At 55.4% G+C, this 20,550-nt stretch carries 16 protein-coding genes and 4 tRNA genes; all 20 read left to right on the plus strand.

The window, feature by feature from the left end; all coding sequences use genetic code 11:
* Window positions 1–66: 66 nt before the first annotated feature.
* The 20 genes from birA to tuf (NTD85_RS09000) all read left to right on the plus strand — a co-directional run bounded on the left by birA (window position 67) and on the right by tuf (NTD85_RS09000) (window position 20,465).
* Window positions 67–1,020, plus strand: a complete 954-nt coding sequence (gene birA, locus NTD85_RS08905; protein ID WP_262141990.1) for a bifunctional biotin--[acetyl-CoA-carboxylase] ligase/biotin operon repressor BirA — start codon at window positions 67–69, stop codon at window positions 1,018–1,020.
* A complete protein-coding gene (locus tag NTD85_RS08910) occupies window positions 1,010–1,759 on the plus strand; it encodes a pantothenate kinase (protein ID WP_003228764.1) in 750 nt (249 codons plus the stop codon). The genes birA and NTD85_RS08910 overlap by 11 nt, the downstream gene beginning before the upstream one ends.
* Before the next feature lie 7 nt (window positions 1,760–1,766).
* On the plus strand, window positions 1,767–2,204 hold the full coding sequence (locus NTD85_RS08915) for a hypothetical protein (RefSeq protein WP_003228761.1): 438 nt from the start codon (window positions 1,767–1,769) through the stop codon (window positions 2,202–2,204).
* Window positions 2,205–2,346: 142 nt separating this feature from the next.
* Window positions 2,347–2,431, plus strand: a tRNA-Tyr gene (locus NTD85_RS08920).
* 24 nt (window positions 2,432–2,455) lie between these two features.
* Window positions 2,456–2,529 (plus strand) — tRNA-Gly (locus NTD85_RS08925).
* Between the two features lie 26 nt (window positions 2,530–2,555).
* Window positions 2,556–2,631: transfer RNA gene (locus NTD85_RS08930), tRNA-Thr, on the plus strand.
* 84 nt (window positions 2,632–2,715) lie between these two features.
* Window positions 2,716–3,909 carry an elongation factor Tu gene (gene tuf, locus NTD85_RS08935; RefSeq protein ID WP_024164425.1) on the plus strand — a complete coding sequence of 398 codons (1,194 nt, stop codon included), beginning with the start codon at window positions 2,716–2,718 and terminating at the stop codon, window positions 3,907–3,909.
* A 53-nt stretch (window positions 3,910–3,962) separates the two neighbouring features.
* Window positions 3,963–4,038: transfer RNA gene (locus NTD85_RS08940), tRNA-Trp, on the plus strand.
* A 45-nt stretch (window positions 4,039–4,083) separates the two neighbouring features.
* Window positions 4,084–4,452: a preprotein translocase subunit SecE gene (secE, locus tag NTD85_RS08945; RefSeq protein ID WP_003228759.1), complete on the plus strand. Its 369-nt coding sequence runs from the start codon at window positions 4,084–4,086 to the stop codon at window positions 4,450–4,452.
* A 9-nt stretch (window positions 4,453–4,461) separates the two neighbouring features.
* Window positions 4,462–4,995: a transcription termination/antitermination protein NusG gene (nusG, locus tag NTD85_RS08950; protein WP_025113545.1), complete on the plus strand. Its 534-nt coding sequence runs from the start codon at window positions 4,462–4,464 to the stop codon at window positions 4,993–4,995.
* 117 nt (window positions 4,996–5,112) lie between these two features.
* On the plus strand, window positions 5,113–5,544 hold the full coding sequence (gene rplK, locus NTD85_RS08955; protein WP_003228756.1) for a 50S ribosomal protein L11: 432 nt from the start codon (window positions 5,113–5,115) through the stop codon (window positions 5,542–5,544).
* Window positions 5,544–6,239: a 50S ribosomal protein L1 gene (gene rplA / locus NTD85_RS08960; protein ID WP_003228754.1), complete on the plus strand. Its 696-nt coding sequence runs from the start codon at window positions 5,544–5,546 to the stop codon at window positions 6,237–6,239. The genes rplK and rplA overlap by 1 nt, the downstream gene beginning before the upstream one ends.
* A gap of 198 nt (window positions 6,240–6,437) precedes the next feature.
* Window positions 6,438–6,938 carry a 50S ribosomal protein L10 gene (gene rplJ / locus NTD85_RS08965; RefSeq protein ID WP_003228752.1) on the plus strand — a complete coding sequence of 167 codons (501 nt, stop codon included), beginning with the start codon at window positions 6,438–6,440 and terminating at the stop codon, window positions 6,936–6,938.
* Between the two features lie 74 nt (window positions 6,939–7,012).
* Window positions 7,013–7,378 carry a 50S ribosomal protein L7/L12 gene (rplL, locus tag NTD85_RS08970; protein ID WP_003228750.1) on the plus strand — a complete coding sequence of 122 codons (366 nt, stop codon included), beginning with the start codon at window positions 7,013–7,015 and terminating at the stop codon, window positions 7,376–7,378.
* A gap of 221 nt (window positions 7,379–7,599) precedes the next feature.
* Entirely contained in the window at window positions 7,600–11,673 is a 4,074-nt protein-coding gene (rpoB, locus tag NTD85_RS08975; protein WP_003228748.1) for a DNA-directed RNA polymerase subunit beta, read from the plus strand.
* Window positions 11,674–11,736: 63 nt separating this feature from the next.
* Window positions 11,737–15,936, plus strand: coding sequence for a DNA-directed RNA polymerase subunit beta' (gene rpoC / locus NTD85_RS08980; protein WP_003228747.1), 4,200 nt, complete (start codon window positions 11,737–11,739; stop codon window positions 15,934–15,936).
* A gap of 215 nt (window positions 15,937–16,151) precedes the next feature.
* On the plus strand, window positions 16,152–16,523 hold the full coding sequence (gene rpsL, locus NTD85_RS08985) for a 30S ribosomal protein S12 (RefSeq protein ID WP_003186084.1): 372 nt from the start codon (window positions 16,152–16,154) through the stop codon (window positions 16,521–16,523).
* Window positions 16,524–16,630: 107 nt separating this feature from the next.
* A complete protein-coding gene (gene rpsG / locus NTD85_RS08990) occupies window positions 16,631–17,104 on the plus strand; it encodes a 30S ribosomal protein S7 (RefSeq protein ID WP_003228745.1) in 474 nt (157 codons plus the stop codon).
* A gap of 30 nt (window positions 17,105–17,134) precedes the next feature.
* Window positions 17,135–19,240 (plus strand): elongation factor G, encoded by a 2,106-nt coding sequence (gene fusA, locus NTD85_RS08995; RefSeq protein ID WP_003228743.1) that lies wholly within the window; start codon window positions 17,135–17,137, stop codon window positions 19,238–19,240.
* Between the two features lie 31 nt (window positions 19,241–19,271).
* Window positions 19,272–20,465 carry an elongation factor Tu gene (gene tuf, locus NTD85_RS09000; RefSeq protein WP_024164425.1) on the plus strand — a complete coding sequence of 398 codons (1,194 nt, stop codon included), beginning with the start codon at window positions 19,272–19,274 and terminating at the stop codon, window positions 20,463–20,465.
* Window positions 20,466–20,550 lie beyond the last annotated feature (85 nt).

Below are 20,550 nucleotides of genomic sequence, written 5' to 3' on the forward strand. Positions count from 1 at the left end.
CTTGATTTCTATGCAATCGCCCGGCTCATGGCTATTATTCGGGCCTCATTGTGAGGCGAGACCTGCATGCTGACGTTGTTGAATCTTTTGAAGGATGGTCGATTCCATTCTGGCGAGGCTCTCGGGCTTGCCTTGGGTATCAGTCGGAGTGCGGTATGGAAGCAGCTTCAGCATCTTGAGGCTGAACTCGGGTTGTCCATTAACAAAGTGCGGGGCAGAGGCTATCAGCTGGCTGCGCCCTTGACGCTGCTCGATCCTCTCAAAATTGGTGCCTTGGCAGCGGTTTGGCCAATTACAGTCTTTGATTCCATTGATTCCACCAATGCAGAAGCGCTACGCGCGATCAATCAAGGTCGAGTGGCACCGTTCCTGGTATTGGCAGAGCGGCAGATTTCTGGTCGTGGCCGTAGGGGGCGTAAGTGGGTAAGCCCCTTCGCTGAAAATCTCTATTACAGCCTTGTCCTGCGCATCGAAGGTGGCATGCGCCAGCTTGAGGGCTTGAGTCTGGTGGTCGGTTTGGCGGTTATGCATACCCTGCGAAGGCTGGGCGTGTCGGGAGCTGGATTGAAGTGGCCCAACGACGTGCTGGTTGGAAACAAGAAAATCGCCGGTATCCTCCTCGAGCTTGTAGGTGATCCAGCAGATGTATGCCATGTGGTGTTGGGTATAGGCATCAATGTAAACATGCAGATTGCTGATGAGGTTGACCAGCAATGGACATCGATACGGCTGGAGACAGGCAAAAGCTGTGATCGCAACGTCTTGGTGGCTGAACTGAGTGAGCAACTGCGCGGCTATATCCAGCGCCATCAGGCCGATGGCTTTTCGGCGCTCCAGGAGGAGTGGGAGAAGGGGCATATGTGGCAGGGTCGACCGGTTTCTTTGATTGCCGGCGTTAGTCATATAGAAGGTGTAGTGCTCGGCATTGATGGTCAAGGTGCGTTGCGCTTGATGGTGGATGGCGTGGAAAAAGTATTTAGTGGTGGTGAGCTCAGCCTGAGGTTGCGTGATGATTCTTGAGCTCGACTGTGGGAACAGCTTTATCAAGTGGCGCGTATTGAGTACTGCGGCTGGAGGTCTTTTCGCGGAAGGCGTGGTCGACTCGGATCAAGCGCTGGTGGATAGCCTGCGTGCATTTGACGGCCTATTGCTGCGCAAATGTCGCTTGGTCAGTGTCAGAACCGGTGAAGAAACGGCCGCGCTCAGTCGGACTCTTGAGCAGACGTTCGGCGTTTCGGTCGTGTGTGCCAAGTCGGCCAGTGAAATGTCTGGTGTCAGGAATGGCTATGACGACTATGAGCGTCTGGGGCTGGATCGCTGGTTGGCGATGCTTGGTGGTTTTCACCTGGCTGCAGGCGCCTGTCTGATTCTGGATTTCGGCACTGCTGTGACGGCGGATTTTATTAATGCTGAAGGGGAGCATCTCGGCGGTTTTATTTGCCCTGGAATGCCATTGATGCGTAATCAGTTGCGCACTCACACCCGGAATATCCGTTACGGAGATTTGGCCGCTGAGCGAGCCTTGACGAGTCATGCCCCGGGGCGGAGCACTGTCGAGGCGGTGGAGCGTGGATGCTCCTTGATGTTGAGAGGATTTGTCCTGACCCAAATGGAAATGGCTCGATCCTATTGGGGGGAGGGCTTCACCGTCTTTATTACAGGCGGCGACGCTGGATTGGTTGCGGACGTCGTGCCTGATGCTCGGATTGTCCCTGACCTGGTGTTTGTAGGGCTGGCCATGGCGTGTCCTTTATCTTGAGGTTTGTATGCGTTGGTTGTTCCTGCTGCTTGTTGTACTCAATGTGTTCTATTACGTCTGGCATCAGCAGGAAGCGCCCTTGCGTGCAAAAGATGTCACGCCTCTCAGCATGTACCGTGGATCTCAGCAGGACATTCGCTTGCTGAGCGAAGCTGGTGGTGACTCCCGAGAAGTGCCGGGCGCGCGCCGCGCCGGACAGGATTGTCTGTTCTTGGGCGGTTTGAGTCGCGAGGAGGGCGTTTCCGGACTGCAGCAGCGGCTGGTGGCCATGAATGTGAAGGCTCAACCATTGCAAAAGGATCTCCCTGAGCCTGGTTACTGGTTGCGCATTGCGCCCGAAAGCCAGCGTTTATTGGGGGATGTGCAGTTGCAGAACCTTTCCAAGGAATTCAATGAGTTAAAACATAAAATAATGCTGTGTGAAGGGGTTGCACCGCTGGAATAGTTTGCATAGAATGGCGCCCGCTCCACAGCGAACACCTAAACAGGTTGTCAAAGCGGAGCAGTGTCAACGCAGCTAACCTCAGGTTTTTAATGAGAAAATGCTTGACAGAAGGTCGGCATAGTATAGAATGCCGGCTCGCTTAGGAGGGGTTCCCGAGCGGCCAAAGGGATCAGACTGTAAATCTGACGTCTACGACTTCGAAGGTTCGAATCCTTCCCCCTCCACCATTTTTAGCGTGAGCTGCAAGCTCCGCGGGTATAGTTTAGTGGTAGAACCTCAGCCTTCCAAGCTGATGATGCGGGTTCGATTCCCGCTACCCGCTCCAAGTTTGCAGGTTGTGCAAAGTGTTACGCTCTTGTAGCTCAGTTGGTAGAGCACACCCTTGGTAAGGGTGAGGTCAGCGGTTCAAATCCGCTCAAGAGCTCCATATAACAAGGCAGATATGAAAATATCTGCCTTTGTTTTAATGGTAGATATCGTTCGTCTAATTCTTCTGTTGAGGGTGTTATCGATGGCTAAGGAAAAATTTGATCGTTCCCTGCCCCACGTCAACGTAGGGACCATTGGTCACGTTGACCACGGTAAAACCACTCTGACCGCTGCTCTGACCCGCGTCTGCTCCGAAGTTTTCGGTTCAGCCGTAGTTGAATTCGACAAGATCGACAGCGCTCCAGAAGAAAAAGCTCGCGGTATCACCATCAACACCGCACACGTTGAGTACAACTCGCTGATCCGTCACTACGCTCACGTTGACTGCCCAGGTCACGCTGACTATGTGAAGAACATGATCACCGGTGCTGCTCAAATGGATGGCGCTATCCTGGTTTGCTCGGCCGCTGATGGTCCGATGCCACAAACCCGTGAGCACATCCTGCTGTCCCGTCAGGTAGGCGTTCCGTACATCGTGGTTTTCCTGAACAAGGCTGACCTGGTAGACGACGCTGAGCTGCTGGAGCTGGTTGAGATGGAAGTTCGCGACCTGCTGTCCACCTACGACTTCCCGGGCGATGACACTCCAATCATCATCGGTTCGGCTCGTATGGCGCTGGAAGGCAAAGACGACAACGAGATGGGCACCACTGCCGTCAAGAAACTGGTTGAGACTCTGGACAGCTACATCCCAGAACCAGTTCGTATGATCGACAAGCCATTCCTGATGCCAATCGAAGACGTATTCTCGATCTCGGGTCGTGGTACTGTTGTGACTGGTCGTATCGAGCGCGGTATCGTTCGCGTTCAAGATGCACTGGAAATCGTTGGTCTGCGCGACACCACCACCACCACCTGCACCGGTGTTGAAATGTTCCGCAAACTGCTCGACGAAGGTCGTGCTGGCGAGAACTGCGGCGTTCTGCTGCGTGGTACCAAGCGTGACGACGTTGAGCGTGGTCAGGTTCTGGTCAAGCCAGGTTCGGTTAAGCCGCACACCAAGTTCACCGCAGAAGTTTACGTTCTGAGCAAGGAAGAAGGCGGTCGTCACACTCCGTTCTTCAAAGGCTACCGTCCACAGTTCTACTTCCGTACTACTGACGTGACTGGTAACTGCGAGCTGCCAGAAGGCGTTGAAATGGTAATGCCAGGTGACAACATTCAGATGACTGTTACCCTGATCAAAACCATTGCGATGGAAGACGGTCTGCGTTTCGCTATCCGTGAAGGCGGTCGTACCGTCGGCGCTGGCGTCGTAGCTAAAATCATCGAATAAGCGGTTGTAATGTATTTTTCGGGCCGGCATAATGGTCGGCCTGATTTTGTTTTAGGTCAGTAGCTCAATTGGCAGAGCGACGGTCTCCAAAACCGTAGGTTGGGGGTTCGATTCCCTCCTGACCTGCCAGATTCACTCGGTGTGTCTGGCTTTCTTTTCACAGGATCTTCATAGATGACTCCTAAGGCTGAAGCTCAAGGCTCTCGCTTCGATCTGCTCAAGTGGCTTGTAGTAGTTGCTTTGGTGATTGTTGGCGTTGTTGGCAATCAGTATTACGCTGCTTCGCCGATCCTGTATCGTGTACTCGCTTTGCTCGTAATTGCTGCTGTAGCTGCCTTTGTAGGCCTGCAGACCGCAAAGGGCAAGTCGTTCTTTGTACTGGTTAAGGAAGCTCGCACCGAGATTCGTAAAGTCGTATGGCCAACTCGCCAGGAAACCACGCAGACAACGTTGATCGTTGTTGCTGTGGTTATCGTTATGGCGTTGCTGTTGTGGGGTGTTGACTCCCTGCTCGGCTGGCTTGTTTCCTTGATTGTCGGCTAAGGGTGTCCCGTGGCTAAGCGTTGGTACGTTGTGCATGCTTACTCGGGTTACGAGAAGCATGTCATGCGCTCGCTGATTGAGCGCGTAAAGCTGGCTGGCATGGAAGATGGCTTCGGCGAAATTCTGGTTCCCACTGAAGAAGTGGTTGAAATGCGTAATGGCCAGAAGCGCAAAAGCGAACGCAAGTTCTTCCCAGGTTATGTGCTGGTACAGATGGATATGAACGAGGGTACTTGGCACTTGGTCAAGGATACTCCTCGGGTGATGGGCTTTATTGGCGGTACCGCCGACAAGCCCGCTCCAATCACCGACAAAGAGGCGGAAGCCATTCTGCGTCGCGTGGCCGATGGTAGCGATAAGCCGAAGCCGAAGACTCTGTTTGAGCCAGGTGAGGTGGTTCGTGTTACTGACGGGCCATTCGCTGACTTTAACGGCACTGTCGAAGAAGTTAACTACGAAAAGAGCCGTGTCCAGGTGGCAGTGCTTATTTTCGGTCGCTCTACTCCGGTAGAGTTGGAGTTCAGTCAGGTCGAAAAGGTCTAGCTGAACAAGCATCCCAACCCCGCAGCCCTAGGCTGTGGGGTTTTGTCGTCACTGGGATAAACGCGCAAGTAACCGGGGAGCCTTTCGAGGCGTTCGAACCCGTAATTGGAGTGCCTCATGGCCAAGAAGATTACCGCTTACATCAAGCTGCAAGTGAAGGCCGCTCAGGCTAACCCAAGCCCACCTGTTGGTCCTGCTCTGGGTCAGCACGGCGTGAACATCATGGAATTCTGCAAGGCTTTCAACGCCCGTACTCAGGGTCTTGAAGCAGGTCTGCCGACTCCAGTGATCATCACTGTCTACAGCGACCGTAGCTTCACTTTCGAAACCAAATCCACCCCTGCTTCGGTTCTGCTGAAGAAGGCGGCCGGTCTGACCAGTGGTTCCGCTCGTCCGAACACCGTTAAGGTTGGCACTGTTACCCGTGCTCAGCTGGAAGAAATCGCGAAAACCAAAAACGCGGATCTGACTGCAGCTGATATGGATGCAGCCGTGCGTACTATCGCCGGTTCTGCTCGTAGCATGGGCCTTAACGTGGAGGGTGTGTAATGGCTAAGCTGACCAAGCGTCAAAAGGCTATCGCCGGCAAAATCGAAGCAGGCAAGGCCTACAACATTGTAGACGCTGCTGCTCTGCTGGCTGAGCTGTCGACTGTCAAGTTCAGCGAGTCGTTCGACGTTGCTGTAAACCTGGGTGTAGACCCGCGTAAATCCGACCAGGTTGTTCGTAGCGCTACTGTGCTGCCACACGGCACTGGCAAGACCGTTCGCGTTGCTGTGTTCACCCAGGGTCCAGCTGCTGAGGCCGCTCTGGCTGCCGGCGCTGACCGTGTAGGTATGGACGACCTGGCTGCCGAAATGAAAGGCGGCGACCTGAACTATGACGTAGTGATCGCATCCCCGGATGCCATGCGCGTTGTAGGTCAACTGGGTCAGATCCTCGGTCCACGTGGCCTGATGCCTAACCCGAAAGTCGGCACCGTAACTCCAGACGTAGCCACCGCGGTTAAAAACGCCAAGGCTGGTCAGGTTCGTTATCGCACCGACAAAAACGGCATCATCCACACCTCCGTTGGCAAGATCGGCTTCGATGCCGTCAAGCTGAAGGAAAACGTTGAAGCCCTGATCGCTGATCTGAAGCGTATCAAGCCAGCTTCCTCGAAAGGTATTTACGTCAAGCGCGTTACCCTGAGCACCACTATGGGCCCAGGTCTGGTAATCGACCAGAGCTCGCTGGACGCGTAAGACAAAGGTTGGTGCGATTATTCGCGCCAATTGAAAGATTGGGGTCCCTGCCTGGCGGGGGCTATCCAAGACCGTAGGCGGCGCAAGCCTTAAACCACAAGCCTACGCAGATGGTGCTCCCGGTTCCTTACCGAATCAGACACCAAAACGACATTCGGTTTCGATCGAGTGAAACGGTAACAAGCAGGAGTTAAACCCGTGGCAATTAATCTCGAAGACAAGAAGGCCATCGTCGCTGAAGTCAACGAGGCTGCCAAAGTCGCTCTGTCCGCTGTCGTGGTTGATGCACGTGGCGTAACAGTAGGCGCAATGACCGGACTCCGTAAAGAGGCTCGTGAAGCTGGCGTTTACGTACGTGTTGTACGTAACACCCTGCTCAAGCGCGCTGTTGCTGACACTGAATACAGTGTTCTCAACGACGTGTTCACCGGCCCGACCCTGATTGCATTCTCGAACGAACATCCGGGCGCTGCTGCCCGTATCTTCAAAGAGTTTGCCAAGGGTCAGGACAAGTTCGAGATCAAGGCAGCTGCGTTCGAGGGCAAGTTCCTCGCAGCTAATCAGATCGACGTACTGGCAACTCTGCCGACCCGTGACGAAGCAATTTCTCAGCTGATGAGCGTGATTCAAGGCGCTACCAGCAAATTGGCTCGTACTCTGGCGGCAATTCGCGACCAGAAAGAAGCTGCTGCAGCCTAAGGCTCGTCAACTTCTCGCGTTTTTTGTTTATTTCGATGGTCGCGTAGGCCGTCCCCCAATTCAGGAATTGAGTCATGTCTCTGACTAACGAACAAATCATCGAAGCAATCGGCCAGAAATCCGTAGTGGAAATCGTTGAGCTGATCAAAGCGATGGAAGAAACCTTCGGCGTTACCGCTGCTGCCGCTTCGGCTGGTCCAGCTGCTGCTGCCGCTGTTGTTGAAGAGCAAACCGAGTTCAACGTTGTTCTGCTGGAAGCTGGCGAGAAGAAGGTTAACGTGATCAAGGCAGTTCGTGAACTGACTGGTCTGGGCCTGAAAGAAGCCAAAGAGAAAGTAGACGGCGCTCCTCAGGTTGTAGCTGAAGGCGTTTCGAAAGAAGCTGCTGAAGACGCTAAGAAGAAGCTGGAAGAAGCAGGCGCTAAAGTCGAACTGAAATAAGTATCGACTTTGCTCCTCCAGCCCGAGCGTCAAGCGACAGGCTGATGGCTGGTGGCTCTTGCCACCGGCCTTTTTCCGTTATTGGCAGCCGACTGGGTCGGTGCTGATAAAGGTGCTGTAACCACCCGATGCGGTGGCGCAAACCATGGGGTTTGCACGATTTTCTGGCTGCTCCCGTCGGGAGGGGCCAAACAAGCAGGTGACCAAGCTGGGGAACGCTGATGGCTTACTCATATACTGAGAAAAAACGTATCCGCAAGGACTTTAGCAAGTTGCCGGACGTCATGGATGTGCCGTACCTCCTGGCCATCCAGCTGGATTCGTATCGTGAATTCTTGCAAGCGGGAGCGACTAAAGATCAGTTCCGCGACGTGGGCCTGCATGCGGCCTTCAAATCCGTTTTCCCGATCATCAGCTACTCCGGCAATGCTGCGCTGGAGTACGTCGGTTATCGCCTGGGCGAACCGGCATTTGATGTCAAAGAATGCGTATTGCGCGGTGTAACTTTCGCCGTACCTTTGCGGGTAAAAGTGCGCCTGATCATTTTCGACAAAGAATCGTCGAACAAAGCGATCAAGGACATCAAAGAGCAAGAAGTCTACATGGGCGAAATCCCATTGATGACTGAGAACGGTACCTTCGTAATCAACGGTACCGAGCGTGTTATCGTTTCCCAGCTGCACCGTTCCCCGGGCGTGTTCTTCGACCACGACCGCGGCAAGACGCACAGCTCCGGCAAACTGCTTTACTCCGCGCGCATCATCCCTTACCGCGGTTCGTGGCTGGACTTTGAGTTCGACCCGAAAGACTGCGTGTTCGTGCGTATCGACCGTCGTCGCAAGCTGCCGGCTTCGGTACTGCTGCGCGCGCTCGGCTACACCACCGAAGAAGTGCTGGACGCGTTCTACACCACCAACGTATTCCACGTTAAAGGCGAAGGCCTGAGCCTGGAGCTGGTGCCTCAGCGTCTGCGCGGTGAAGTGGCTGTCCTCGATATCCAGGACGATAAAGGCAAGGTTATTGTCGAGCAGGGCCGTCGTATTACTGCCCGCCACATCAACCAGCTGGAAAAAGCCGGGATCAAAGAGCTGGACGTGCCTCTGGACTACGTCCTGGGTCGCACCACCGCCAAGGTCATCGTGCATCCGGCCACCGGCGAAATCCTGGCAGAGTGCAACACCGAACTGTCGACTGAAGTCCTGGCGAAAATCGCCAAGGCCGGCGTCGTTCGTATCGAAACTCTGTACACCAACGACATCGACTGCGGTCCGTTCGTCTCCGACACGCTGAAGATCGACTCCACCAGCAACCAATTGGAAGCGCTGGTCGAGATCTATCGCATGATGCGTCCAGGCGAGCCACCAACCAAAGACGCTGCCGAAACCCTGTTCAACAACCTGTTCTTCAGCCCTGAGCGCTATGACCTGTCTGCGGTCGGCCGGATGAAGTTCAACCGTCGTATCGGTCGTACCGAGATCGAAGGTTCGGGCGTGCTGTGCAAGGAAGACATCGTCGCGGTACTGAAGACTCTGGTCGACATCCGTAACGGTAAAGGCATCGTCGATGACATCGACCACCTGGGTAACCGTCGTGTTCGCTGCGTAGGCGAAATGGCCGAGAACCAGTTCCGCGTTGGCCTGGTACGTGTTGAGCGTGCGGTCAAAGAGCGTCTGTCGATGGCTGAAAGCGAAGGCCTGATGCCGCAAGACCTGATCAACGCCAAGCCAGTGGCTGCGGCGGTGAAAGAGTTCTTCGGTTCCAGCCAGCTCTCGCAGTTCATGGACCAGAACAACCCGCTGTCCGAGATCACCCACAAGCGTCGTGTCTCTGCACTCGGCCCTGGCGGTCTGACTCGTGAGCGCGCAGGCTTTGAAGTCCGCGACGTACACCCGACTCACTACGGTCGTGTCTGCCCGATTGAAACGCCGGAAGGTCCGAACATCGGTCTGATCAACTCCTTGGCTGCTTATGCCCGCACCAACCAGTACGGCTTCCTGGAAAGCCCGTACCGCGTGGTGAAAGAGGGTGTGGTCACTGACGAGATCGTGTTCCTGTCCGCCATTGAAGAAGCCGATCACGTGATCGCGCAGGCTTCGGCGACCATGAACGACCAGAAAGTCCTGATCGACGAGCTGGTAGCCGTACGTCACCTGAACGAATTCACCGTCAAGGCGCCGGAAGACGTCACCCTGATGGACGTATCGCCGAAGCAGGTAGTTTCGGTTGCTGCCTCGCTGATTCCGTTCCTCGAGCACGACGACGCCAACCGTGCGTTGATGGGTTCGAACATGCAGCGTCAAGCTGTACCAACCCTGCGCGCTGATAAGCCGCTGGTAGGTACCGGCATGGAGCGTAACGTGGCTCGCGACTCCGGCGTTTGCGTCGTGGCTCGTCGTGGCGGCGTGATCGACTCTGTTGATGCCAGCCGTATCGTGGTTCGTGTTGCCGATGACGAAGTTGAAACCGGTGAAGCTGGTGTCGACATCTACAACCTGACCAAATACACCCGCTCGAACCAGAACACCTGCATCAACCAGCGTCCGCTGGTGAGAAAGGGCGATCGCGTTCAGCGTAGCGACATCATGGCCGACGGCCCGTCCACCGATATGGGTGAACTGGCACTGGGTCAGAACATGCGCATCGCGTTCATGGCATGGAACGGCTTCAACTTCGAAGACTCCATCTGCCTGTCCGAGCGTGTGGTTCAGGAAGACCGCTTCACCACGATCCACATCCAGGAACTGACCTGTGTGGCCCGTGACACCAAGCTTGGCCCAGAGGAAATCACTGCAGACATCCCGAACGTGGGTGAAGCTGCACTGAACAAGCTGGACGAAGCCGGTATCGTTTACGTAGGTGCTGAAGTCGGCGCAGGCGACATCCTGGTAGGTAAGGTCACTCCGAAAGGCGAGACCCAACTGACTCCGGAAGAAAAACTGCTGCGTGCGATCTTCGGTGAAAAAGCCAGCGACGTTAAAGACACCTCCCTGCGTGTACCTACCGGTACCAAAGGTACTGTCATCGACGTACAGGTCTTCACCCGCGACGGCGTTGAGCGTGATGCTCGTGCACTGTCGATCGAGAAGTCCCAGCTGGACGAGATCCGCAAGGATCTGAACGAAGAGTTCCGTATCGTTGAAGGCGCGACCTTCGAACGTCTGCGCTCCGCTCTGGTAGGCCACAAGGCTGAAGGCGGCGCCGGTCTGAAGAAAGGTCAGGACATCACCGACGAAGTTCTCGACGGTCTTGAGCATGGTCAGTGGTTCAAACTGCGCATGGCTGAAGATGCTCTGAACGAGCAGCTCGAGAAGGCTCAGGCCTACATCGTTGATCGCCGCCGTCTGCTGGACGACAAGTTCGAAGACAAGAAGCGCAAACTGCAGCAGGGCGATGACCTGGCTCCAGGCGTGCTGAAAATCGTCAAGGTTTACCTGGCAATCCGTCGTCGCATCCAGCCGGGCGACAAGATGGCCGGTCGTCACGGTAACAAAGGTGTGGTCTCCGTGATCATGCCGGTTGAAGACATGCCGCACGATGCCAATGGCACCCCGGTCGACGTCGTTCTCAACCCGCTGGGCGTACCTTCGCGTATGAACGTTGGTCAGATCCTTGAAACCCACCTGGGCCTCGCGGCCAAAGGTCTGGGCGAGAAGATCAACCGGATGGTCGAAGAGCAGCGTAAAGTCGCTGAACTGCGCACCTTCCTGGACGAGATCTACAACCAGATCGGCGGTCGTAACGAAGATCTGGACAGCTTCTCCGATCAGGAAATCCTGGATCTGGCGAAGAACCTGCGTGGCGGCGTTCCAATGGCCACTCCAGTGTTCGACGGTGCCAAGGAAAGCGAAATCAAGGCCATGCTGAAACTGGCAGACCTGCCGGAAAGCGGCCAGATGCAGCTGACTGACGGCCGTACCGGCAACAAGTTCGAGCGTCCAGTTACCGTTGGCTACATGTACATGCTGAAGCTGAACCACTTGGTAGACGACAAGATGCACGCGCGTTCTACCGGTTCGTACAGCCTGGTTACTCAGCAGCCGCTGGGTGGTAAGGCACAGTTCGGTGGTCAGCGTTTCGGGGAGATGGAGGTCTGGGCACTGGAAGCATACGGTGCTGCATACACTCTGCAAGAAATGCTCACAGTGAAGTCGGACGATGTGAACGGCCGTACCAAGATGTACAAAAACATCGTGGATGGCGATCACCGTATGGAGCCGGGCATGCCCGAGTCCTTCAACGTGTTGATCAAGGAAATTCGTTCCCTCGGCATCGATATCGATCTGGAAACCGAATAACACGTGACGCGATCGAGAGCGGGGCAGGATTGCCCGCTCTCTGCTCCGCCAGGAGGAAAGGCCTTGAAAGACCTACTGAATTTGCTGAAAAACCAGGGTCAAGTCGAAGAGTTCGACGCCATCCGTATCGGATTGGCCTCGCCTGAGATGATCCGCTCGTGGTCGTTCGGTGAAGTTAAAAAGCCGGAAACCATCAACTACCGTACGTTCAAACCTGAGCGTGACGGTCTGTTCTGCGCCAAGATCTTTGGCCCGGTAAAGGATTACGAGTGCCTGTGCGGTAAGTACAAGCGCTTGAAGCACCGTGGTGTGATCTGCGAGAAGTGCGGCGTTGAAGTTGCACTGGCCAAGGTTCGTCGTGAGCGCATGGCGCACATCGAACTGGCTTCGCCGGTTGCCCACATCTGGTTCCTGAAATCGCTGCCGTCCCGTATCGGCCTGCTGATGGACATGACCCTGCGTGATATCGAACGCGTTCTCTACTTCGAGAGCTATGTCGTTATCGACCCGGGCATGACCACCCTTGAAAAAGGTCAGCTGCTGAACGATGAGCAGTACTTCGAAGCGCTGGAAGAGTTCGGTGACGACTTCGACGCCCGCATGGGTGCAGAAGCTGTCCGTGAACTGCTGCACGCTATCGACCTGGAGCACGAGATTGGCCGTCTGCGCGAAGAGATTCCGCAAACCAACTCGGAAACCAAGATCAAGAAGCTGTCCAAGCGTCTGAAGTTGATGGAAGCCTTCCAGGGTTCCGGCAACCTGCCAGAGTGGATGGTGCTGACCGTTCTGCCGGTTCTGCCGCCAGATCTGCGTCCACTGGTCCCGCTGGATGGCGGTCGCTTCGCGACTTCCGACCTCAACGATCTGTATCGTCGAGTGATCAACCGTAACAACCGTTTGAAGCGCCTGCTGGATCTGTCCGCTCCGGACATCATCGTGCGCAACGAAAAGCGTATGTTGCAGGAAGCTGTCGATGCACTGCTCGACAACGGTCGTCGTGGCCGCGCTATCACCGGTTCGAACAAGCGTCCTCTGAAATCCCTGGCTGACATGATCAAGGGTAAGCAAGGTCGTTTCCGTCAGAACTTGCTCGGTAAGCGTGTTGACTACTCCGGTCGTTCGGTAATTACCGTAGGTCCGACCCTGCGTCTGCACCAGTGCGGTCTGCCGAAGAAGATGGCTCTCGAGCTGTTCAAACCGTTCATTTTCGGCAAGCTGGAAATGCGTGGTCTCGCGACCACCATCAAAGCGGCCAAGAAAATGGTCGAGCGCGAACTGCCAGAGGTTTGGGACGTTCTCGCTGAAGTGATTCGCGAACACCCGGTTCTTCTCAACCGTGCACCGACCCTTCACCGTCTGGGTATCCAGGCGTTTGAACCGGTACTGATCGAAGGTAAGGCTATCCAGCTGCACCCTCTGGTCTGTGCCGCGTACAACGCCGACTTCGACGGCGACCAAATGGCCGTGCACGTACCGCTGACGCTGGAAGCCCAGCTCGAAGCGCGTGCGTTGATGATGTCGACCAACAACATTCTGTCGCCAGCCAACGGTGAGCCAATCATCGTTCCGTCGCAGGACGTTGTATTGGGTCTGTACTACATGACTCGTGAAGCGATCAACGCCAAGGGCGAAGGTCGCGTATTCGCGGATCTGCAGGAAGTTGACCGTGTGTTCCGTGCCGGCGAAGCCGCACTGCACGCCAAGGTCAAGGTTCGTATCAACGAAACCGTCAACGACCGTGACGGCAACAGCGTGAGCGGTACCCGTATCGTCGACACCACCGTCGGCCGTGCGCTGCTGTTCCAGGTTGTGCCAAAAGGTCTGTCGTACGACGTCGTCAACCTGCCGATGAAGAAAAAGGCGATCTCCAAGCTGATCAACCAGTGCTACCGCGTGGTTGGTCTGAAAGAGACCGTGATTTTCGCTGACCAGTTGATGTACACCGGTTTCGCTTACTCGACCATCTCCGGCGTTTCCATCGGTGTTAACGACTTCGTTATCCCGGACGAAAAAGCCCGCATCATCGGTGCAGCCACCGACGAAGTGAAAGAGATCGAGAGCCAGTACGCCTCCGGCCTGGTAACCCAGGGCGAGAAGTACAACAAAGTGATCGACCTTTGGTCGAAGGCGAACGACGAAGTTTCCAAGGCGATGATGGCCAACCTCTCGAAAGAGAAAGTCATCGACCGTCACGGCAATGAAGTCGACCAAGAGTCCTTCAACTCGATGTACATGATGGCCGACTCGGGTGCGCGGGGTTCCGCAGCACAGATTCGTCAGCTGGCCGGTATGCGTGGTCTGATGGCCAAGCCGGACGGTTCCATCATTGAAACGCCGATTACTGCGAACTTCCGTGAAGGTCTGAGCGTACTCCAGTACTTCATCTCGACTCACGGTGCTCGTAAAGGTCTGGCGGATACCGCGTTGAAAACCGCGAACTCCGGTTACCTGACTCGTCGTCTGGTAGACGTGGCGCAGGATCTGGTTGTAACCGAGATCGATTGCGGCACCGAACACGGTCTGCTGATGACTCCGCACATTGAAGGCGGTGACGTTGTAGAGCCGTTAGGTGAGCGCGTATTGGGTCGTGTTATTGCCCGTGACGTATTCAAGCCAGGCACCGAGGACGTCATCGTTCCTGCCGGTACCCTGGTAGACGAGAAGTGGGTCGAGTTCATCGAGCTGAACAGCATCGACGAAGTGATCGTGCGTTCGCCGATCAGCTGCGAAACCCGCTATGGCATTTGCGCCAAGTGCTACGGCCGTGATCTGGCGCGTGGTCACCAGGTGAACATCGGTGAAGCGGTCGGCGTTATCGCTGCCCAGTCCATCGGTGAGCCGGGTACCCAGCTGACCATGCGTACGTTCCACATCGGTGGTGCGGCAAGCCGTACTTCCGCAGCCGACAGCGTTCAGGTGAAGAATGGCGGTACCGTCCGTCTGCACAACCTGAAACACGTTGAGCGTGTGGATGGCCACCTGGTTGCTGTGTCCCGTTCCGGTGAGCTGGCAATCGCTGATGACTTCGGTCGTGAGCGCGAGCGTTACAAGCTGCCGTACGGTGCCGTGATTTCGGTTAAAGAAGGTGACAAGGTCGACGCTGGCGCAATCGTGGCCAAGTGGGATCCGCACACTCACCCGATCGTTACCGAAATGAAAGGTACCGTGACCTACGTGGGCATGGAAGAAGGCATCACGATCAAGCGTCAGACTGACGAATTGACCGGTATGACCAACATTGAAGTACTCGACGCGAAAGATCGTCCAGCTGCGGGCAAAGAAATCCGTCCAGCCGTGAAGATGGTCGACGACAACGGCAAGGATCTGTTGCTGCCAGGCACTGACGTTATCGCTCAGTACTTCCTGCCAGCCAACGCCCTGGTCGGTGTGGCGGACGGTGCGAAGATCGCGATCGGTGATGTTATCGCTCGTATCCCGCAAGAAACTTCGAAGACTCGTGACATCACCGGTGGTCTGCCGCGTGTTGCCGACTTGTTCGAAGCCCGTCGTCCGAAAGAAGCGTCGATTCTGGCTGAAGTCAGTGGCACCATCGCGTTCGGTAAAGAGACCAAGGGCAAGCGCCGTCTGGTCATTACCCCGAACGACGGTAGCGATCCGTACGAAGAGCTGATTCCGAAGTGGCGTCACCTGAACGTGTTCGAAGGCGAACAGGTAAACCGCGGCGAAGTTATCTCCGACGGTCCAAGCGATCCGCACGACATCCTGCGTCTGCTGGGTGTGAGCGCGCTGGCCAAGTACATCGTGAACGAGATCCAGGACGTTTACCGTCTGCAAGGCGTGAAGATCAACGACAAGCACATCGAGACCATCCTGCGTCAGATGCTTCGTAAAGTTGAGATCTCCGAGTCCGGCGATTCCAGCTTCATCAAGGGCGACCAGATGGAACTGACTCACGTACTGGTAGAGAACGAGCGTCTGAGTGCGGAAGACAAGTTTGTCTCCAAGTTCACCCGCGTTCTGCTGGGTATCACCAAGGCGTCGTTGTCCACCGAATCGTTCATCTCGGCGGCTTCCTTCCAGGAAACCACTCGCGTACTGACCGAAGCGGCAGTCACCGGCAAGCGCGATTACCTGCGCGGCCTGAAAGAAAACGTGGTTGTGGGTCGTCTGATCCCGGCCGGTACCGGTCTGGCTTATCACAGCGAGCGCAAGCGTCGCCGTGATGCAGACAAGCCGTTGCGCGTAAGCGCCAGTGAAGTGGAAGCTGCACTGACCGAAGCGCTGAACTCGAGCGGTAACTGAGTTCTGCGGTAAATAAGCTGAGGCCCTGATCACTCCGTTCGTCGAATCGAGACAAATTGTCAAGGTTCGACGGGCGGGGAGGTCGGGGCCTTGCCTTGACTGGGGACAAGATCCTCTTTAGACTCTTGATCCCCTAAATTTGGCGGGAATCCGTTCCTGCCATTTTGCTTTTCTTGCAAGACAATAGCGTCGCAAGACAACAGTGGAGCTAGTAGATGGCAACTATCAACCAGCTGGTACGTCAGCCGCGTAAGCGTATCGTCGAGAAATCCGACGTGCCTGCGCTGCAGAACTGCCCGCAACGTCGTGGCGTGTGCACCCGTGTGTACACCACTACGCCGAAAAAACCTAACTCGGCACTGCGTAAAGTATGCCGTGTGCGTCTGACCAACGGTTTCGAGGTTTCCTCGTACATCGGTGGTGAAGGCCACAACCTGCAAGAGCACAGCGTGGTACTGATCCGCGGCGGTCGTGTAAAAGACTTGCCAGGTGTTCGTTACCACACCGTTCGCGGCTCCTTGGATACTTCCGGCGTTAAAGGCCGTAACCAGGGTCGTTCGAAGTACGGTACCAAGCGTCCGAAGTAATCGGCCGTTTTGCAGATTTTCATTTTATTGAGTCGATAAGAGTAAGGTCGGGCTTGCATCCACTGGATCTGTCCCGAACTAACCTGAAGACCGCTTGAGGGCTTATCATGCCAAGACGTCGCGTAGCAGCAAAGCGTGAGATTCTGGACGATCCGAAATACGGAAGCCAGATCCTCGCCAAATTCATGAACCACGTTATGGAAAGCGGCAAGAAAGCCGTTGCCGAGCGTATCGTTTATGGTGCCCTGGAAACCGTGAAGGCTCGTAAGGCCGGCACCGATCCCCTGGAACTCTTCGAAAAAGCACTCGACGCCATCGCTCCGCTGGTCGAAGTGAAGTCGCGCCGCGTTGGTGGTGCTACTTACCAGGTTCCGGTCGAGGTTCGTCCTTCCCGCCGTAACGCTCTGGCAATGCGCTGGTTGGTAGACTTCGCCCGTAAGCGTGGCGAGAAGTCTATGGCTCTGCGCTTGGCTGGCGAACTGCTGGATGCTGCTGAAGGTAAAGGTGCTGCTGTTAAGAAGCGTGAAGACGTGCACCGTATGGCCGAAGCCAACAAAGCTTTCTCGCACTACCGCTTCTAATTTTAGCTTCACTAATTTTGCGAGGGCTTTATGGCTCGTACTACTCCGATTAGTCGCTACCGTAACATCGGTATCGTCGCTCACGTGGATGCTGGTAAAACCACCACCACCGAGCGCGTCCTTTTTTACACCGGCAAAAGTCACAAAATGGGCGAGGTGCATGACGGCGCCGCGACCACAGACTGGATGGTGCAGGAGCAGGAGCGTGGTATTACCATTACTTCTGCTGCTATCACCGCCTTCTGGAAAGGTTCCGAGAAGCAGTATGCGCATGAGCACCGCTTCAACGTCATCGATACCCCAGGCCACGTAGACTTCACTATTGAAGTTGAGCGTTCCCTGCGCGTACTCGACGGCGCTGTCGTTGTATTCTGCGGTACTTCGGGTGTTGAGCCTCAGTCGGAAACCGTATGGCGTCAAGCCAACAAATACGGCGTTCCACGTCTTGTTTACGTAAACAAGATGGACCGTGCTGGTGCCAACTTCCTGCGCGTGATCGGTCAGATCAAACAGCGTCTGGGTCACACTCCGGTGCCGATTCAGCTGGCTATCGGTTCGGAAGATAACTTCCAGGGCCAGATCGACCTGATCAACATGCAGGCTGTTTACTGGAACGACTCTGACAAGGGTATGGTTCCTGTTCGCAAGGAAATCCCTGCGGACATGCTCGAGCTCGCCACCGAATGGCGCAGCAACATGGTTGAGGCTGCGGCCGAAGCCAGCGAAGAGCTGATGAACAAGTACCTGGAAGGCGAAGAGCTGTCGATCGAAGAGATCAAGGCCGCTCTGCGTCAGCGCACTATCGCTGGCGAAATCGTTCTGGCTGTGTGCGGTTCGTCGTTCAAGAACAAGGGTGTTCCCCTGGTTCTCGACGCCGTTATCGACTTCCTGCCTGCTCCAACCGACATTCCTGCGATCAAGGGTTCCAACCCTGATAACGAGGAAGAGGAAATGGAGCGTCACGCAAGTGACGACGAGCCGTTCGCGGCACTGGCGTTCAAAATCGCTACCGACCCATTCGTGGGTACCTTGACCTTCGTCCGCGTTTACTCGGGCGTGTTGAACTCCGGCGACGGCGTGATCAACTCGGTTAAAGGTAAAAAAGAGCGCGTGGGTCGTATGGTGCAAATGCACGCAAACGCCCGTGAAGAGATCAAGGAAGTACGCGCTGGCGACATCGCGGCCCTGATCGGCATGAAGGACGTCACCACTGGTGAAACCCTCTGCAACGCTGACAAGCCAATCATCCTGGTTCGTATGGACTTCCCGGAGCCGGTTATTTCGGTTGCCGTAGAGCCTAAGACCAAGGATGACCAGGAAAAAATGGGTATCGCTCTGGGCAAACTGGCTCAGGAAGACCCGTCTTTCCGCGTTAAGACTGATGAAGAGACTGGTCAGACGATCATCTCCGGCATGGGCGAGCTGCACCTGGACATCCTGGTTGACCGGATGCGCCGTGAGTTCAACGTCGAAGCCAACATCGGCAAGCCTCAAGTTTCGTACCGTGAGCGCATCACGAAGAACTGCGAAATCGAAGGCAAGTTCGTTCGCCAGTCCGGCGGTCGTGGCCAGTTCGGCCACTGCTGGATCCGTTTTGCTCCTGCTGACGAAGGTCAGGAAGGTCTGCAATTCGTGAACGAAGTAGTAGGTGGTGTGGTTCCTAAGGAATACATCCCGGCTATCCAGAAGGGTATCGAAGAGCAGATGAAGAACGGCGTTGTTGCCGGCTATCCGCTGATCGGCCTGAAGGCTACCGTGTTCGATGGTTCTTACCACGACGTCGACTCCAACGAGATGGCGTTCAAGGTGGCTGCTTCCATGGCGACCAAGCAACTGGCCCAGAAGGGTGGTGGTGAGTTGCTCGAGCCGATCATGGCGGTAGAGGTTGTTACGCCTGAAGACTATATGGGTGATGTAATGGGCGACCTTAACCGTCGTCGCGGCATGATCCAGGGTATGGAAGACACAGTGTCCGGCAAGGTTATCCGTGCCGAGGTTCCACTGGGTGAGATGTTCGGTTATGCGACCGACGTTCGTTCCATGTCTCAGGGTCGCGCAAGCTACTCTATGGAATTCAAAAAATACGATACGGCTCCGTCGCACATCGTCGAATCCGTAACCAAAAAACAAGGCTGATTCAGCCCCTTTAGGCTAGGAGTTAATTGTCGTGGCTAAAGAAAAATTTGATCGTTCCCTACCGCACGTCAACGTTGGCACCATCGGTCACGTTGACCACGGTAAAACCACTCTGACCGCTGCTCTGACTCGCGTCTGCTCCGAAGTTTTCGGTTCGGCCGTAGTTGAATTCGACAAGATCGACAGCGCTCCAGAAGAAAAAGCTCGCGGTATCACCATCAACACCGCACACGTTGAGTACAACTCGCTGATCCGTCACTACGCTCACGTTGACTGCCCAGGTCACGCTGACTATGTGAAGAACATGATCACCGGTGCTGCTCAAATGGACGGCGCTATCCTGGTTTGCTCGGCCGCTGATGGTCCGATGCCACAAACCCGTGAGCACATCCTGCTGTCTCGTCAGGTAGGCGTTCCGTACATCGTGGTTTTCCTGAACAAGGCTGACCTGGTAGACGACGCTGAGCTGCTGGAACTGGTTGAGATGGAAGTTCGCGACCTGCTGTCCACCTACGACTTCCCGGGCGATGACACTCCAATCATCATCGGTTCGGCTCGTATGGCGCTGGAAGGCAAAGACGACAACGAGATGGGCACCACTGCCGTCAAGAAACTGGTTGAAACTCTGGACAGCTACATCCCAGAACCAGTTCGTATGATCGACAAGCCATTCCTGATGCCAATCGAAGACGTATTCTCGATCTCGGGTCGTGGTACTGTTGTGACTGGTCGTATCGAGCGCGGTATCGTTCGCGTTCAAGATGCACTGGAAATCGTTGGTCTGCGCGACACCACCACCACCACCTGCACCGGTGTTGAAATGTTCCGCAAGCTGCTCGACGAAGGTCGTGCTGGCGAGAACTGCGGCGTTCTGCTGCGTGGTACCAAGCGTGACGACGTTGAGCGTGGTCAGGTTCTGGTCAAGCCAGGTTCGGTTAAGCCGCACACCAAGTTCACCGCAGAAGTTTACGTTCTGAGCAAGGAAGAAGGCGGTCGTCACACTCCGTTCTTCAAAGGCTATCGTCCACAGTTCTACTTCCGTACTACTGACGTGACTGGTAACTGCGAGCTGCCAGAAGGCGTTGAAATGGTAATGCCAGGTGACAACATTCAGATGACTGTTACCCTGATCAAAACCATCGCGATGGAAGACGGTCTGCGTTTCGCTATCCGTGAAGGCGGTCGTACCGTCGGCGCTGGCGTCGTAGCTAAAATCATCGAGTAATTCTCTTTTATAGAGTCTGCTTGATGAATTGAAAAAGCCCCCGCTCAGCGGGGGCTTTTTTATTGGGTTGACACCTATCTGGGGC

The sequence above is a fragment of the Pseudomonas sp. 13B_3.2_Bac1 genome (assembly GCF_025466205.1).
In the GTDB taxonomy this organism is placed as follows: Bacteria; Pseudomonadota; Gammaproteobacteria; order Pseudomonadales; family Pseudomonadaceae; genus Aquipseudomonas; species Aquipseudomonas fluorescens_H.